Source organism: Bacteroides sp. NSJ-39 (genome assembly GCF_014287315.1).
GTDB classification, from domain to species: domain Bacteria; phylum Bacteroidota; class Bacteroidia; order Bacteroidales; family Bacteroidaceae; genus Bacteroides; species Bacteroides finegoldii.
The window spans coordinates 218,840-234,571 of the sequence record NZ_JACOOB010000004.1 but is presented as its reverse complement, the minus strand read 5'-3'; the positions used below and the strand labels follow the sequence as shown (position 1 = coordinate 234,571).

14 protein-coding genes are annotated in these 15,732 nt (G+C 41.6%); 10 read left to right on the top strand and 4 right to left on the bottom strand.

The window, feature by feature from the left end; translation table 11 throughout:
• Positions 1-99: 99 nt before the first annotated feature.
• Positions 100-1,089 carry a PD-(D/E)XK nuclease family transposase gene (locus tag H8S63_RS06750; protein ID WP_186926249.1) on the top strand — a complete coding sequence of 330 codons (990 nt, stop codon included), beginning with the start codon at positions 100-102 and terminating at the stop codon, positions 1,087-1,089.
• Positions 1,090-1,186: 97 nt separating this feature from the next.
• Here H8S63_RS06750 and H8S63_RS06745 read toward each other — a convergent pair whose 3' ends face one another.
• The gene (locus H8S63_RS06745) at positions 1,187-1,663 is read right to left on the bottom strand and encodes a Dps family protein (RefSeq protein ID WP_007754058.1); all 477 of its coding nucleotides are present in this window, start codon (positions 1,661-1,663) and stop codon (positions 1,187-1,189) included.
• A 137-nt stretch (positions 1,664-1,800) separates the two neighbouring features.
• Here H8S63_RS06745 and H8S63_RS06740 point away from each other — a divergent pair, with 137 nt between their 5' ends.
• Positions 1,801-2,727 carry a hydrogen peroxide-inducible genes activator gene (locus H8S63_RS06740; protein ID WP_186926248.1) on the top strand — a complete coding sequence of 309 codons (927 nt, stop codon included), beginning with the start codon at positions 1,801-1,803 and terminating at the stop codon, positions 2,725-2,727.
• A gap of 24 nt (positions 2,728-2,751) precedes the next feature.
• On the opposite strand, the gene H8S63_RS06735 is transcribed toward H8S63_RS06740, so the two are convergent.
• On the bottom strand, positions 2,752-3,675 hold the full coding sequence (locus H8S63_RS06735) for a DMT family transporter (RefSeq protein ID WP_007754063.1): 924 nt from the start codon (positions 3,673-3,675) through the stop codon (positions 2,752-2,754).
• A 122-nt stretch (positions 3,676-3,797) separates the two neighbouring features.
• On the opposite strand from H8S63_RS06735, the gene H8S63_RS06730 reads away from it, so the two are divergent.
• Positions 3,798-4,478, top strand: a complete 681-nt coding sequence (locus H8S63_RS06730; RefSeq protein ID WP_143868758.1) for an MIP family channel protein — start codon at positions 3,798-3,800, stop codon at positions 4,476-4,478.
• 98 nt (positions 4,479-4,576) lie between these two features.
• On the opposite strand, the gene H8S63_RS06725 is transcribed toward H8S63_RS06730, so the two are convergent.
• A complete protein-coding gene (locus tag H8S63_RS06725) occupies positions 4,577-5,296 on the bottom strand; it encodes a NigD-like protein (RefSeq protein WP_186926246.1) in 720 nt (239 codons plus the stop codon).
• A gap of 28 nt (positions 5,297-5,324) precedes the next feature.
• Positions 5,325-5,597 carry a hypothetical protein gene (locus H8S63_RS20300; RefSeq protein WP_368044774.1) on the bottom strand — a complete coding sequence of 91 codons (273 nt, stop codon included), beginning with the start codon at positions 5,595-5,597 and terminating at the stop codon, positions 5,325-5,327.
• Here H8S63_RS20300 and H8S63_RS06720 point away from each other — a divergent pair.
• From H8S63_RS06720 to H8S63_RS06690, 7 genes are all read left to right on the top strand, one after another.
• The gene (locus H8S63_RS06720) at positions 5,486-6,019 is read left to right on the top strand and encodes an RNA polymerase sigma factor (protein WP_195544964.1); all 534 of its coding nucleotides are present in this window, start codon (positions 5,486-5,488) and stop codon (positions 6,017-6,019) included. The two genes, H8S63_RS20300 and H8S63_RS06720, sit on opposite strands and share 112 nt — an antisense overlap.
• A gap of 6 nt (positions 6,020-6,025) precedes the next feature.
• Positions 6,026-7,324, top strand: coding sequence for an outer membrane beta-barrel protein (locus H8S63_RS06715; protein ID WP_186926242.1), 1,299 nt, complete (start codon positions 6,026-6,028; stop codon positions 7,322-7,324).
• A 168-nt stretch (positions 7,325-7,492) separates the two neighbouring features.
• Positions 7,493-8,089 (top strand): RNA polymerase sigma-70 factor, encoded by a 597-nt coding sequence (locus H8S63_RS06710; RefSeq protein ID WP_186926240.1) that lies wholly within the window; start codon positions 7,493-7,495, stop codon positions 8,087-8,089.
• Between the two features lie 67 nt (positions 8,090-8,156).
• Positions 8,157-9,137, top strand: a complete 981-nt coding sequence (locus H8S63_RS06705; RefSeq protein WP_186926238.1) for a FecR family protein — start codon at positions 8,157-8,159, stop codon at positions 9,135-9,137.
• A 76-nt stretch (positions 9,138-9,213) separates the two neighbouring features.
• The gene (locus H8S63_RS06700; protein ID WP_186926236.1) at positions 9,214-10,773 is read left to right on the top strand and encodes an ATP-binding protein; all 1,560 of its coding nucleotides are present in this window, start codon (positions 9,214-9,216) and stop codon (positions 10,771-10,773) included.
• A gap of 170 nt (positions 10,774-10,943) precedes the next feature.
• A complete protein-coding gene (locus tag H8S63_RS06695; RefSeq protein ID WP_186926234.1) occupies positions 10,944-14,363 on the top strand; it encodes a SusC/RagA family TonB-linked outer membrane protein in 3,420 nt (1,139 codons plus the stop codon).
• 12 nt (positions 14,364-14,375) lie between these two features.
• On the top strand, positions 14,376-15,722 hold the full coding sequence (locus H8S63_RS06690; RefSeq protein ID WP_128859278.1) for a RagB/SusD family nutrient uptake outer membrane protein: 1,347 nt from the start codon (positions 14,376-14,378) through the stop codon (positions 15,720-15,722).
• Positions 15,723-15,732: the final 10 nt, after the last annotated feature.

Genomic DNA, 15,732 nt, shown 5'->3' with positions numbered 1-15,732 from the left:
TTATATACTAACAGGAGGTATTTCGGAAAAATAAAGTCTCCCAATGTATGGATATCCAAATATATGTGCTATTTTTGTCATATACAAAAGTTATGTAATATGTCTAGATACGTCAATCCTTTTACAGATATAGGGTTTAAGATAATTTTCGGTCAGCCTGCCAGTAAGGAGCTTCTTATAATTCTACTGAATGAATTGCTTGCCGGAGAGCATCATATTGAGGACCTTGTTTTTCTGGATAAGGAGGATCGTGCGGATAATGTTCATGACAAGGGAATTATTTATGATCTATATTGTCGTACTGATAGCGGTGAATTTATAATTGTGGAAATGCAGAATCGTTGGCATAGCCATTTTCTGGACCGTACACTTTATTATGTTTGCCGTGCCGTGAGCCGTCAGATAGAGAATCCTCTTCCCAAACATATTCCGATACCCGAGAATCGGGATGAAAATGGAATGTTGGTGAAAGAAGAATTTGTTCCTTATGGAAAACGTTATCAACTTTCTACTGTTTATGGTGTTTTCTTAATGAATTTCAAGGAAGCGGGATTGGAGGAAAAGTTCCGTACGGATACGGTTGTCTCGGATAAGGATTCGGGAGCTGTGGTAAATCCCCATTTTCGCCAAATCTATTTGCAGTTTCCCTATTTTACAAAAGAATTGGCGGATTGTAATACTTTATATGATAAATTAATTTATGCATTGAAGAACATGAGTAATTGGAGTAGAATGCCTGATGCATTGAAAGACCAGGTGTTTGAACATTTGGCAAAATTGGCGGCAGTAGCAAATCTGTCGGAGGAGAATCGTATCGCTTATGATAAAGCGGTAGACCGCTATAGTGTGAGTCAGATTGTGGAAGAAGACGAACGTCGGGCGGCTGAAGAAAGGTGCCGGATTGCTTTAGAGGAGGGGACAAGAAAAGGGATTGAAAAAGGCATAAAAGAAGGAAGAAAAGAAGGCATAAAAGAAGGAAGAAAAGAAGAACAGTATAATATCGCTCGTCAAATGAAGAATGACGGAGTGCCTGTTAACAGTATTATTAAATATACAGGACTTGCGATCGAAGAAATTGAACAATTATAATTTAGTATATTGGACATTTTATAATCATTTGTTTAAATGTATACTAATAAAAAACTCTCGTCACAAATATTTGTAGCGAGAGTTTTTTTATTTTCAATTACTTACTATTATAAGCCACCAACATCCAAACCAGTTTTTCCTGTTCTTTCAGATAATCGCTCATCATCGAAACGGTTACTTCGTCTCCGGCTTGAGAAGCGATAGACAGAATCTTGCGTTCCTCACCGATCAGATAGCTGATAGACTGGAGAATGCTGTTCAGAGCCTCGTCACCATTGCTCACCTTGTCCACTTCATTGATATTAGCCACTTTCAGATAATCACTGAATTTGTTGGCAGGAGTTCCGCCCAACATTAGGATTCGTTCTGCTATTTCGTCCACCTTTTCGGCTGTGTCGTCATACATCTTCTCGAACTGGCTATGGAGAACGAAGAAATTATGTCCTTTGATGTTCCAGTGGAAACCGCGAAGATTCGTGTAATATACTTGGAAGTCCGCTAATAGTTGTTGCAAAGATGCTACTACGTTGTTTGCTCCCGATTCATTCAGTTTGATAAATTCTAAAGTTTTCATATTCATTTTATTTTTAATGATTTATACTCGTTTTATTTTTTTCTGTACTGCAAAGATAAGGCGTAAAATGCTTGCTGTCAAACTGAAAATTTCTATCTTTGCATAGATGAAATCTATAACTTTAAATAATTTGATAGATGACAATACAACAATTGGAATACATATTAGCGGTAGATCAGTTCCGGCATTTTGCCCGGGCGGCTGAATATTGCCGGGTGACGCAGCCTACATTGAGTGCCATGATTCAGAAGTTGGAAGACGAGCTGGGTGTGAAGCTGTTCGACCGAACCGTGCAACCCGTTTGCCCTACTACTATCGGGCAAAAAGTGATTGATCAGGCACGGGTGATTTTAGCTCAGGCAGCTCAGGTAAAAGAGATAATCAGTGAAGAGAAACAATCATTGTCCGGCATATTCCGTTTAGGAGTATTGCCGACGGTAGCTCCTTACCTGCTTCCGCGTTTCTTCCCCCAATTGATGGAGAAGTATCCGGAGTTGGATATTCGGGTGACGGAAATGAAGACGCAGGATATTCAGCAGGCCTTGCACGCCGGAGATCTGGATGCGGGAATTATCGCCAGCAAGCTGGAGGATAGTTTTCTGACGGAAGAAACATTGTTTTACGAGCAATTTTATGCGTATGTATCCAAGAAAGAACCCTCCTTCAAACATGATGTTATCCGCACCTCCGATATAACCGGTGAACGGCTTTGGCTGTTGGATGAGGGACATTGCTTTCGCGACCAACTCGTTCGCTTCTGCCAGATGGAAGCGGTGAAAGTCAGTCAGATGGCCTATCGTCTGGGTAGTATGGAAACCTTCATGCGGATGGTGGAAAACGGAAAAGGAATCACGTTTATCCCCGAACTGGCTGTCGTGCAGTTGACGGAAGAACAACGTAAACTAGTGCGGCCGTTCGCCATCCCGCGTCCTACACGCCAGGTTGTGTTGGCTACAAGCAAAGATTTCGTTCGCCACACTTTGCTTTGCGTCCTCAAGGAAGAGATAAAATCAGCGGTCCCTAAAGAAATGCTGACGTTGCAGTCCGTTCAGTGTTTACTGTAGTCTGTCAACTCAGTGTTTGCCGTATCAACTTACTTTCGCCGTTTTATTCTTGAGCCATTGGCTTATTTCAGCTCCTTTGAAATAGATAATCAAGGAGCTGACAATAATAATCATTCCTGCCACTGTACTGAATGTGGGATATTCGTCCGGCAGCATAACCCAACTCAGTACTGCACCGAGAATGGGATTGATCAGCCTGCACATATTGATATCGCTGACTTTCGCTCCTTTGCTTTGCAAGGCGATAAACCAGAAGCTGAAGGCGAAGACCGAGATAAATACGAGAATGCCGAGACTGATATAGAATCCGCTTGGCTTTCCGATGAAAGAATGATAACCTTCCGTGCCCAATCCTACCATATATATAAGCAGTCCTCCGAAAAACATCTGTACGGCATTCAGGAAAATAGGATTCACCTTTCCCTTATCTTCCGAAACGGAGATGGCGGAATAGCCTTGAAAAATGATACTAAGCAGCAGAAGCACGATACCCGTAATTCCTTTCCAGTCGAGCGGCTCGCCGTCACTTCCCATTCCGATGATAAGGAACAGTCCGATAAGGCTGACAATGAGACTGATAATCTTATGCGCGTTTAGGCGGTCATCGCTTGCGAGCAGATGAGCCAACAATACATTGATAAGGGGAGTCATTCCCATGATGATAGACGAGATGGCCCCGCTTACAAAGTCCACGCCAAAATAAAAGGCCGTGTATCCCATAAACATATTGATAAGCACCAGGTTCAGAAATAGTTTGCTGTGTTGCCGTATTTCCTGCCACATTCCTTTGTGCCAGGTATATGCGAATAAGATAATCCCCACAGTCGTGAAACGGAGTCCGGCAAAATTCATGGGAGTGAAATCGTAGCTCAGCCCTTGTTTGATAAAGGGATTGACGATAGCCCATAGAACAGAGGCCAATATAGCATAAAAGAGTCCTTTTTTCATTTGAAATAATTCCTTTGTTTAAAAAATGTTGCAAAGATAGCTATAATTGTATAGATATACTTTGATTTTCAGACTTAATTGCTTATTTTTGAAAAATAAACAAATAACAATCTTGATTTACTATGAAGAAGTACATTTCAGAAATGATCGGGACAATGGTACTTGTCCTTATGGGATGTGGTAGTGCCGTTTTTGCGGGCAGTATGGCGGGAACGGTAGGTGCCGGTGTGGGCACGGTAGGTGTGGCTTTGGCCTTTGGATTATCAGTAGTGGCGATGGCGTATGCTATCGGAGGCATTTCGGGATGTCATATTAACCCTGCTATCACTTTAGGGGTATTTCTGACAGGACGTATGAATGGAAAAGATGCAGGAATGTATATGCTTTTCCAAGTGATCGGAGCTATTATCGGCTCGGCTATTCTTTTTGCTTTGGTTTCTACCGGAGCCCATGACGGTCCTACGGCAACGGGATCGAACAGTTTTGGTGACGGGGAGATGTTACAGGCATTCATTGCGGAAGCGGTATTTACTTTCATTTTTGTATTGGTAGTGCTTGGTGCTACCGACTCGAAGAAGGGGGCAGGTAATTTGGCAGGACTTGCTATCGGTCTCACTCTGGTGTTGGTGCATATCGTATGTATTCCTATTACAGGCACTTCTGTCAATCCGGCACGCAGTATTGCTCCGGCATTGTTTGAGGGAGGAGAGGCCTTGTCGCAGTTGTGGCTATTCATCATTGCTCCTTTCGTCGGAGCTGCCTTGAGCGCTGCCGTATGGAATTATCTGGGAGATAAGAAATAACTCATAAAAAAGAAAGGGACGGCAGTTTCACAACTACCGTCCTCCTTTGCGTAATTAATATATTAAAAAAAGAGTGTTTTTCATTTTAGATTAGCAGATTAGGGAAATTTTACTTCATAAGTTTTAATGCCGCTATATAGGGTATTTACGCGAATTCTCAGTCCTTTCTTTCCTTCCATCCGGTCCTTGATTTTATCCAGCTTGAAAGATACGTATCCCTCACCCAAAGTCTGGGGATAGTCTCCCTCACTGTTGTGACGGAATTCAAGATTGATATATTCATCCTTTCCGCTACCGTCTTCTGTGGTAGGAGCGGCTTCCGCTTTGGGGATTACCAGATTCAGGAAATGTTTTTTATCTGCACTGTGCGTACCGTAGTATTGGAATTCAATCGTCAGATATTTGTTATCTTTGTTGATACGCATATCAGTAGTGTTTATTTTATCATCTCCGATTTTCTCCTCAGTATTTTCATCGTCATCCATCTCGACGATATCTTTTGTAAGTATTTCATTAATCTGTTTTACTTGCACATTGTAGTCATATCCGTTTACGGGAGTTTCCAGTTCGTTAAAAATGACAAAGGCGCGTTGCCCCTCTGCAAATTCCGCACTGTTCCATTCCTGGCCATTATTGGGATACATCTTTTCACCGTTATCGAGAGTGAAATAAAAATCCTTGCTATCCTGGCTGATTTTGTTGATCGTGCTGATAACCAGCAGGTCGGCCGGACCGTCGTTATCGTCCAGGCATGACTGAAGAATCAGCGTAGTGGTCATAATAGCAAAGATAAAGGCAATGAATTTAAATTTCTTCATATACATACTTAGGTTTTAGATTGATTAATTATTGCTTTGTATTGGAGAAATGCGTAGAGAACGGAAATATTGCATTCGAATCTGTTAAAGAAACAAAAGTGCAAAAAGAGTTGTTCTCTAGGTGCAGTATTTCTATCTTTGCTGCATTTATAAGGTAAACACGTGTATAGGAGAATGGAAGAATTTGAGTTGTCGGAACAATGCAGGCTAGGCAATAACCGTGCCCGCAAGGAACTGTATGAGCAGTATTCGGGGCGTATGCTTGGCATTTGTCTTCGGTATACCGGCGATCGTGATACAGCCCAAGACCTGCTTCACGACGGTTTTATAAAGATATTCGATTCTTTCGACAAGTTCACCTGGCGGGGTGAAGGTTCCCTGCGGGCGTGGATGGAGAGAGTGATGGTCAACATTGCATTGCAGTATCTTCGCAAGAACGATGTGATGAATCAGTCGACACCTTTGGAAGAGCTGCCAGAGGAATATGAAGAGCCGGATGCATCCGATGTAGAGGCGATTCCGCAAAAAGTGCTGATGCAGTTTATCGAAGAGTTGCCCGTCGGATACCGTACCGTGTTTAACCTTTATACCTTCGAAGACAAGTCGCATAAGGAAATTGCCCAAGCATTAGGTATCAATGAAAAATCTTCGGCCTCGCAACTGTTTCGCGCGAAGAGTGTATTGGCAAAAAGAGTAAAAGAATGGATAATGCATAATGGATAGATAGAGATGGAAGAGAAAGAATTGTGGATGAATAAGTTGAAGGAGAAGCTCGCGGATTATTCCGAGCCTGTACCTGCTTCCGGTTGGGAACAACTGGAGAAAGAGCTTATGCCTCCTGTGGAGAGGAGAATATATCCTTATCGAAGATGGATGATGGTTGCTGCAGCCGTTATATTACTGGCCGTTGTCTCGTCCGTAAGCCTGTATTTTCTGGGAACACCTGCTGCGGATCATATACGTAATACGCAAACTCCGGCATTGGCTTCTATGCCCGATGCGTTGCCGGGAGTGCAGCGACCGGATGTGCAGGGCTCTTCCGTGGAACCTGTATTGAGACCGGTGGCTCGTGAAGACCGGTTGGCGAAAATTGATAAGAATCTTACAGAACAGAAAACAAATGCAGACCAATCTGCAATAGAAAATAACAACGAACCTGTAACAGGGAATGAAAATAATCCTGTGATTGAGAAAGATCAGATGCTCAAAGGTGAGACGGAACAGATGAAAAATGAAGCAAGGCAGGTAGACAGTGAAAATGTGGGTCAGGCTACACAGTCACAGAATACCGAACGGCCGAACAACAGGCCGCGTCGCCCTTCCGGCAGAGACAAGCTGCATATTCCGGCAGAAAAAAGAGCATCTCAAAAAGGAACATGGTCCATGGGACTCTCGGTCGGAAATTCGGGCGGAGCATCCACAGAAGTCGGTGCCGGCTCTCATGCTTATATGTCTCGTGTGAGTATGCTTTCTGTTTCCAACGGTCTGATGGAGATACCTAACGATCAGACATTGGTTTTTGAAGATGGAGTGCCTTATCTGCGTCAGGCAAAACAAGTGGTCGACATTAAGCACCATCAACCTATTTCTTTCGGATTGTCTGTCCGTAAAGGGCTGGCCAAAGGATTCTCTCTCGAAACGGGATTGACTTACACATTGCTTTCTTCGGATGCGAAACTGGCGGGTGAAGATCAGCAGATAGAACAAAAACTTCATTATGTCGGTATTCCGCTGCGTGCCAACTGGAATTTCCTTGATAAAAAACTCGTCACTCTCTACGTTTCCGGTGGAGGTATGGTGGAGAAATGTGTTTATGGAAAGCTCGGTTCCGAGAAAGAAACGGTGAAACCTCTGCAATTCTCGGTATCCGGTGCGGTAGGTGCACAGGTGAACGCAACGAAACGTCTGGGTATCTATGTAGAACCCGGTGTTGCTTATTATTTTGATGACGGTTCGGATATGCAGACCATACGTAAAGAGAATCCGTTTAACTTCAATATACAGGCTGGTATCCGCTTGACTTATTAATGCGAACTACCTTACTGAACATAGTGACGGTATCCGTTCAAGATAGCGTCACTATCCTGATATTAGTATCTTTTTCCTCATAAAAATCGGATAATTGAGAAAATATTAATAATATTGTCACCTGTTAATGGTCTATGGTTGCATACCTTTGTTGCAAAATTCTAAGCTATGGTGAATTTTACAGATGAAAAACATTTATTAATCGATTTAAAAAACGGTTCTTTTCAAGCATTTGAAAGATTGTATAATATGTACAGCGGTAAACTGTACAATTTCATTATGCGGCTTTCTTCCGGCAATCAATATATGGCTGAAGAAGTAGTGCAATCCACTTTTATCCGTATATGGGAAGTACGTGAGAAAGTCGATACGAACGCTTCATTTATTTCTTTTCTTTGTACGATAGCCAAAAATTTACTGATGAACATGTACCAGCGTCAGACCGTTGAATATGTTTACAATGAATATCTGCTGAAAAGCAGTGTGGATCGTGATTCGCAAACAGAAGAGAATATTGATCTTCATTTCTTGAACGACTATATCGACTCATTAGCAGAAGAATTGCCGGCACAGCGAAAGAAAATCTTTATCTTAAGTAAGCGTCAGAACTATACGAATAAGGAAATTGCTGAAATGATGGGTATTTCTGAAAGTACAGTCGCCACACAATTATCTTTGGCGGTGAAATTTATGCGTGAGCAGTTGATGAAGCATTACGATAAGGTAATTGCGCTTCTGATCGCCTTTTTTGTTAATGAAATGTAATTGTAATACATGTTTTTGGATAGTAGATAGTATGAAAATGTATACTTGTAAATAAGCAGGAAAGAAGATGGATAAGATATATTATAAAGAACTGATTGAAAAGTATTTCGATGGAAATATAACGGATGCTGAAATAAAAGAGCTCTCCGATTGGATAAAGAACGACCGCCATTTACAGAACTGGTGGGAAGAAGAATTTTCCAAATCGGATGCCGACATTAATCCGGTATTGCGCGACAAACTATTTGCCCGAATCAAAGAACAGACGCAGGGAAAAGAAGAGACACAGGGAAAAGAGAAACCAAGAACTATTCGCATGAATCCTTGGAAATGGGCTGCCGCCATCGTTTTACCCATTTGTATTGCCTTCTTCACCTACTATCTTGTAGATTCTTCCCAAACAGTGGGAGCACCCTTTATAGTAAAAGCTGATAAAGGAGATAAAGCAACCATCGAATTGCCGGACGGAACGAATGTCGTTCTCAATTCTGCTTCGCAATTAAGCTATCTGAATAACTTCGGAGAAAATGTGCGTCGTGTGCAACTGAATGGTGAAGCCTATTTTAAAGTAGCTCATGATGAAAAGCGCGCCTTTATTGTACAGGTAGGTGATTTGGAAGTGAAAGTACTCGGTACTTCTTTTAATGTATCTGCCTATGAAGATGCCAAAGACGTGACAGTCGTTCTTTTGGAAGGAAAAGTAGGAGTCTATGCGCAGAAAACATCGCATATCATGAAGCCCGGCGACAAAATAGAATATAATAAAGCCACTCATAAGATAACAGCTACTCAAGTACACCCGAGTGACTACATTGAATGGACGAAAGGAAATATTTATTTCGAGAAAGAATCTTTGGAGAATATAATGAAAACCCTTTCACGCATCTATGACGTAGAGATTCGTTTCGACTCCAATAAACTACCTAATGAATATTTCACCGGAACCATTCCGGGAGGTGGCATACAGAATGCATTGAATATCCTGATGCTTACTTCACCTTTCTATTATGAAATGGACGGTTCGGTGATTGTTTTGAAAGAGAAATAAGTGGAACTTTCATAGAGTATCTTTGTTTATTCATTGAATAACGTCTATATTTGTGGTACACTAATTTGAAGATGCAATGAATACATTGGAACGTAAATTGCCGATAGGGATACAGACATTTGAAAAGATGCGTGCAGAGGGGTGTTTGTATGTGGATAAAACAGCCATTATATATCAGATAGCAGCTACTAAAGTGCCTTATTTTCTTAGTCGTCCCCGTCGTTTTGGCAAAAGTCTGCTAATTTCCACTTTGGAAGCCTACTTTCAGGGTCGTAAAGACCTTTTTGAAGGCTTGGCAATTGAAAAGTTAGAGACGAAGTGGGAGCAATATCCGGTTCTGCATCTTGATTTGAATGCGAAGAAATATGAGACGGCGGCAGATTTGGTCGCCATGCTAAACCAGTATTTGGAGAAATGGGAAGCCGTATATGGTGATGAGAAGAAAGACCGTAGTCCTGAAGAACGTTTTAGTTATATCATTGAGCAAGCCTACCTGAAAACAGGAAAAGGAGTTGTGGTATTGGTTGATGAGTATGATAAACCTTTGCTGCAAGCCCTTTTAGATGAGAACCTGTTGGATGAATACCGTCGTATTCTGAAAGCCTTTTATGGTGTACTGAAAAGTTCCGACCGCTATCTTCGGTTTATATTCTTGACAGGAGTCACAAAATTTGCCCAAGTAAGTGTGTTCAGTGATTTGAATCAGTTGAATGATATAAGTATGAAAATTCCATACGCCAATATTTGTGGTATTACTAAAAAGGAGTTAGTATCCACATTTACTCCCGAGTTGGAGCGGTTGGCAGAAGTGCAGGAGATGTCTTTTGAAGATACTGTCGATAAAATGACGGCGATGTACGATGGCTATCACTTTACATATAGCGAAGATGGATTGTTTAACCCCTTCAGTGTCCTCAATGTCTTTGATGGATTAATGTTTGATAATTACTGGTTCCAGACCGGTACTCCTACCTATCTTGTAGACCTGCTGAAACAAAGTGATTATGATTTACGTTTGCTGATAGATGGCTTGGAAGTAGGAAGTTCCGGATTTGCCGAATACCGTGCAGAGACAAAGAATCCCCTTCCGATGATCTACCAAAGTGGTTATCTGACAATTAAAAACTTTGATAAATCATTGAACCTATATACGCTAGGTTTTCCGAATGATGAGGTAAAATATGGCTTTCTTAAATTCCTGATCCCTTATTATACACCCATCTCTTCTGATGAAACGGATTTTAATGCAGTTAAGTTTGTCCGTGAACTTCAGTCGGGCGACGTTCATTCCTTTATGGAACGTATGAAATCATTCTTTGCCGACATTCCCTACGAATTGAACACAAAGACCGAACGTCATTATCAGGTTATCTTTTATCTCGTCTTTAAGTTGATGGGACAATATGTGGATGCAGAAGTCCGTAGCGCAAAAGGTCGTGCCGATGCCGTGGTGAAAACGAAAGACCGTATTTATGTTTTTGAGTTTAAATTGGAAGGAACAGTAGACGAAGCTCTGAAACAAATAGATGAAAAAGGATATTTGTTACCTTACCGGACAGACGGGCGTGAGCTAGTAAAAGTGGGAGTTTCCTTTAATGCTGAAGAACGTAATATTGGTGAATACAAAGTAATATAATCGTTTATTGAGTAAAATATAGAATAGAGCCATTCCGAAGCCCACTACTTAGGAATGGTTTTTTTGTTCTCTGAATTGAATAAGTTAACGAGAGTTAAAGTCTGATAGGCGATTGGACGAGCGAGTATAGTAGTCTGTATACCTATCAAACAACTTAAAAGTTTTGATATATGAAGCACAAAACAACCTTTGAAAAGCTCCCTCAAGCAAATACAGGGAGAAGTAAGAACTGGAAAACACTGCGGACTATCTGTCTGCTATTGTTTTTAAGCGTCTCTTTCACCGCTTATTCCCAAATAACAGTGAATGTGAAAGACATCTCTTTGAGAGCCTCTTTAAAGAAAATCGAGCAAGTAAGCAATTACAAATTCTTCTACAATGAGAGTTTACCGGAGTTAAACCGAAAAGTATCGTTGAATGTGAAGAACGCAACGATTGAACAAACCATGCAACAACTTTTAGGAGGAATGGACTTAGCGTATAAGAAAGAACAAGACAATGTGATTGTATTGATTCGCAAAGCCCAGGACAAATCGATAACTAAAAAAATAACAGGTACTGTTGTCGATGAAAAAGGCGAACCAGTCATTGGTGCCAGTATTGTGATAAAAGGTGAGTCGCACGGAACGATTACAGATTTTGATGGAAAGTTTACATTAGCAGACGTACCGGAAAAGGGAATATTGACCGTCTCTTATATCGGTTATAAAACAGTTGACCTTTCTGCCGCAGGGCAGACATTCGTAAAAGTTGTACTGCAGGAAGACAGTAAAATGATAGACGAGGTCGTTGTTGTCGGCTACGGAGTCCAGTCACAAAAGCTAGTCACTACTTCTATCAGTAAAGTAAAGATGGAAAATATAGATCAGGGTAATGACTATAATCCGATTAAAATGCTGCAAGGCCGTGTGGCGGGTGTGAACATCTCCTCTGCATCAGGAACTCCGGGAGAAGCGCCGAATGTCACCGTTCGTGGTATCGGTTCCGTTAGTGGGGGAAGCTCGCCGCTTTATGTGGTCGATGGTATCCCCAGCGAAAAATATCCCAACTTGAATCCGAATGACATTGAGAGCATGGAAGTTTTGAAAGATGCGTCTGCGGCCGCTATCTATGGTTCGCGTGCCAATGCCGGAGTTGTATTGATAACAACCAAATCAGGTCAGCAAGGTAAGACGAAGATAGAGGTGTCCGGTCGTTACGGATTCGCTTATCTGGCTAGCGACATTGAAATGGCCAATTCGATGGAATATATGAATACGATGCAAGCCGCTATTGATAATTACAATGTGCAAATGGGAGCTAACCTTCAATTGTATGTTCCTTCTCAAATTCAGGAAACCAATTGGGTGAAAGAAATATCAAGAAAAAACTCGAAAACAGGTACCGGCTCTATCAGCATTTCCGGTGGAAATGAAAAGACCACCTTCTTTGCTTCTTTAGGCGCTAATACTCAAGAAGGATATTTGAATAAGAGCAGCTATGACCAGTATAATATGCGTGCCAAATTCACACATAAAATAAACAACCTGTTCAAGCTGAATATGAATATGGCAGGTTCGGCCAGCCGTTCAGACTTATTGGAAGAAACGAGTACCAGCTTGAAAGTACTTCGTACAGCTCGTGAGGAGCAGCCCTGGTATTCACCTTATAAAGAAGACGGAACATCTTATAAAGTGAACGGGACAGATATTTTGCGCCACAATCCGGTGATGCTGATTAATGAAGAAGACTGGGTAGCTAAGAAATATCAACTGTCTGGTGTGTTCAGTATAGACGTAACTCCTTTCAAAGGATTTAAGTACACACCAACAGTAAGCGTATATGGTATTTTGGACAACACATCTAAAAAATTGTCGGACAAGCATGATGCCCGTAAAAATAGTAGTGGTTGGGGAGCATTAGCCGAACAAAAAGACCAGAGTTTCCGCTATGTGATAGATAATATATTCTCTTACAACAATGAATGGAATAAACTAATCTACTCCGTCATGTTGGGACATTCGTTTGAGAAATACACTTATGAACAATTCGGGGCAAAGAGTGATAACTATGCTAACGGCGCATTTCCTTCCTCCAACTTTGATTTAATCAATGCAGGTCCTAATATTTACGCCGGAAATATTAGTTATACATCTTATGCCTTAGAATCCTATTTCGGACGAATCGCTTTGAATTGGGACAATAAATACATACTGAATGCTTCTTTGCGTAGTGATGGTTCTTCCCGCTTTGCGAAGAACAAGAGATATGGTTATTTCCCTTCTGCTTCTTTTGCGTGGCGTGCCTCCAATGAGGAATTTTTCCCAAAAAACAAATACGTCAATGATGCAAAGTTAAGATTAAGCTGGGGTATGACAGGTAGCATGGCAGGAGTGAGTAATTATGCTCCGTTATCACTGATTAGTGCGGGTGGTGCTTCTTACAACGGTTCTGCCGGATTCCAGATTTCGCAGGATGCCCGTGCTTTGACTTGGGAGAAAGCCAGCCAGTTTAATATCGGATTTGATATAGAAATGTTTCAGTCTCGCCTGACTTTAAACATAGATATGTTCTATCAAAAGACTACCGACCTGCTGTTTAAGAAACCAGTCAATGCAACCACCGGATATACCACATTACAGTCCAATATCGGCTCATTAGAGAATAAAGGACTTGAGTTGGCTTTGAATGGTAAAATCTTCACCGGAAAGTTTAAATGGGATTTGGGTGGTAACATTTCTTTTGTAAAGAACAAATTGCTTTCCCTCATCGAAGGAAATGATATGTATATTGTTCCCAGCAGCGGTAGTAACCTTTTAGGAGGTTCGATGCATGCGTTGATTAACGGACAGCCTATCAGTACATTCTATATGTTAAAGATGGAAGGTATCTACCAGCGTGACGACGAAGTGCCTGCGAAACTGTATGCGAAAGGAGTCCGTGCCGGTGACGTGAAATATTTCGATTATAATGAAGACGGAGATATATCTGACGCCGACCGAATGAATGTAGGAAAAGCCATTCCTGATTTTTACGGTGGTATTACTTCCAACTTCTCTTACAAAGGTTTCGATTTGTCATTGTTCGGACAATTTTCGGTAGGTGGTAAAGTGATGTCGGCATGGCGGGGAGTGAACGGTTCCGAAGGTACTGACCATTTAGGATTGGCGCTATCCAATGTAAAAGTAAATGACCGTGGCGAATCTGTCGAGCAATACTTTAATGTAAGCAAAGAAGTGGCTAACGGATACTGGCGTGGAGAGGGCACAAGCAACACGATTCCTCGTCCTGTAAGAATAGGAGTACATACCGGGTATGATTATGACTATAACGTGCAAACCTCAACACGTTATTTGGAAGATGCTTCCTATTTTAAACTGAAAACTGTGACTTTGGGTTACACTTTGCCGGAATCAGTCGTTAAGAAACTCCGCGTGAACTCATTAAGAGTCTACGTTTCGGCTGATAATCTACTCACTCTCACCAAGTATTCCGGTTATGATCCCGAAACATCATTTTCCGGTAGCCCGGGAAACTCAAATTATGGAGTTGACTTCGGGTTGCAACCTGTATTGCGAACATTTATTTTTGGTCTGAATCTAAACTTTTAAAAATATAGATGTATGAAACGATACTATACTATAATCAACTATTTGCTATGTAGCATTTGCCTTTTGTGGATGACGGGTTGTTCAGGTATACTGGACGATATGCGGCCTAAAGATCAGATACCTCAAGATATGTTGAGCGAATCCGATTTGGAAAAGTTATTGAATGGAGTGTATGCCGAAATGGAAGAACTGGTATTCAAATTTTATATGGATGGTGATGTAAAAGGTGAGAATTTCAAGGCAGGTCCCGGATTTTCCATGAACGACCCCATGTTGATGGCTCCTAGTTCTAAAGAAGTTTTGAGCCAGTGGCAGAAATGTTTCACAGCCTTGAAGCAAGTTAATTTCTTGGTCGAAACATACGAAGCGTCATCTAATAAAGAGAGTCAGGTTGTGAAGCAGACAGGAGGGACCGGATACTACTTCAGAGCTTTGATTTATTATCATCTGGTCACTCGCTGGGGAGGAGTTCCTATCTTGCGTAAGCGCACTTACGACGTCGTTCCCATTTCCCCCGAAACCGAAGTGTGGAGTTTTATAAAAGAAGACTTGGCGAAAGCGGAAGGATTACTGTCTGATTTCACCGATCGTTTTTATGTGTCTCTTAGTGCTTGTGATGCGCTTCAAGCCAAAGTATGTTTGTCCTTGAAAGACTATACAAATGCGGCAGCTTATGCCGACAAAGTGATTACAAAATCAAATTTCGCATTGAGTACTACATCAGTTGAGTATGCCCAGGCGTTTGTCTCTAATAGCAGTAGCAAAGAACTGGTCTTTGCGTTAGCCAACAAGCGTAGTACAAGTTTGCTGTTATTCTACCAAACGGTCAATGACATCGATCCGACTTGGGATTACTCTCCTTCTACCGAATGTTACAGCCATCTTTATGATGATACCGCCGTAAAGTCAAAGGATATACGGGCAAAGGCAGTATTTGGTGCAGATAATAGCCGTATTATTAAATTCCCGAATGGAAGTACCGGTCAGTTTGTTACCAATGAACAACCGTCACAAACCCCGATTGTGGTTACCCGTGTGGCGGAAATGTATCTGATTAAAGCGGAAGCATTGGGAGCAGTCAATGGGTTGGCTACATTAAAAGAATTTATGAACAAACGCTACGCAACCGTCTTGTTGCCTTCAAATATGACTGATGCAGAGTTTCAGAATCAAATACTTGATGAGCGTCACCGCGAGTTGTATGCGGAAGGTCAACGATGGTATGATTTGAAGCGAACCAACCGTTTGGACTTGTTTTCTTCCTTGAACGGTAGAAACTACCTGATGTATTATCCTGTTCCCCAGTCGGAACGCGATTTGGCGGGAGAGGAAAATTACCCTCAAAATGAAGGCTATTAATTATCTTAGA

Coding starts and splice junctions, on each gene's coding strand:
- H8S63_RS06750 (WP_186926249.1), top strand. CDS start 100: ATGTCTAGATACGTCAATCCTTTTACAGATATAGGGTTTAAGATAATT.
- H8S63_RS06745 (WP_007754058.1), bottom strand. CDS start 1,663: ATGAAAACTTTAGAATTTATCAAACTGAATGAATCGGGAGCAAACAAC.
- H8S63_RS06740 (WP_186926248.1), top strand. CDS start 1,801: ATGACAATACAACAATTGGAATACATATTAGCGGTAGATCAGTTCCGG.
- H8S63_RS06735 (WP_007754063.1), bottom strand. CDS start 3,675: ATGAAAAAAGGACTCTTTTATGCTATATTGGCCTCTGTTCTATGGGCT.
- H8S63_RS06730 (WP_143868758.1), top strand. CDS start 3,798: ATGAAGAAGTACATTTCAGAAATGATCGGGACAATGGTACTTGTCCTT.
- H8S63_RS06725 (WP_186926246.1), bottom strand. CDS start 5,296: ATGAAGAAATTTAAATTCATTGCCTTTATCTTTGCTATTATGACCACT.
- H8S63_RS06715 (WP_186926242.1), top strand. CDS start 6,026: ATGGAAGAGAAAGAATTGTGGATGAATAAGTTGAAGGAGAAGCTCGCG.
- H8S63_RS06710 (WP_186926240.1), top strand. CDS start 7,493: ATGGTGAATTTTACAGATGAAAAACATTTATTAATCGATTTAAAAAAC.
- H8S63_RS06705 (WP_186926238.1), top strand. CDS start 8,157: ATGGATAAGATATATTATAAAGAACTGATTGAAAAGTATTTCGATGGA.
- H8S63_RS06700 (WP_186926236.1), top strand. CDS start 9,214: ATGAATACATTGGAACGTAAATTGCCGATAGGGATACAGACATTTGAA.
- H8S63_RS06695 (WP_186926234.1), top strand. CDS start 10,944: ATGAAGCACAAAACAACCTTTGAAAAGCTCCCTCAAGCAAATACAGGG.
- H8S63_RS06690 (WP_128859278.1), top strand. CDS start 14,376: ATGAAACGATACTATACTATAATCAACTATTTGCTATGTAGCATTTGC.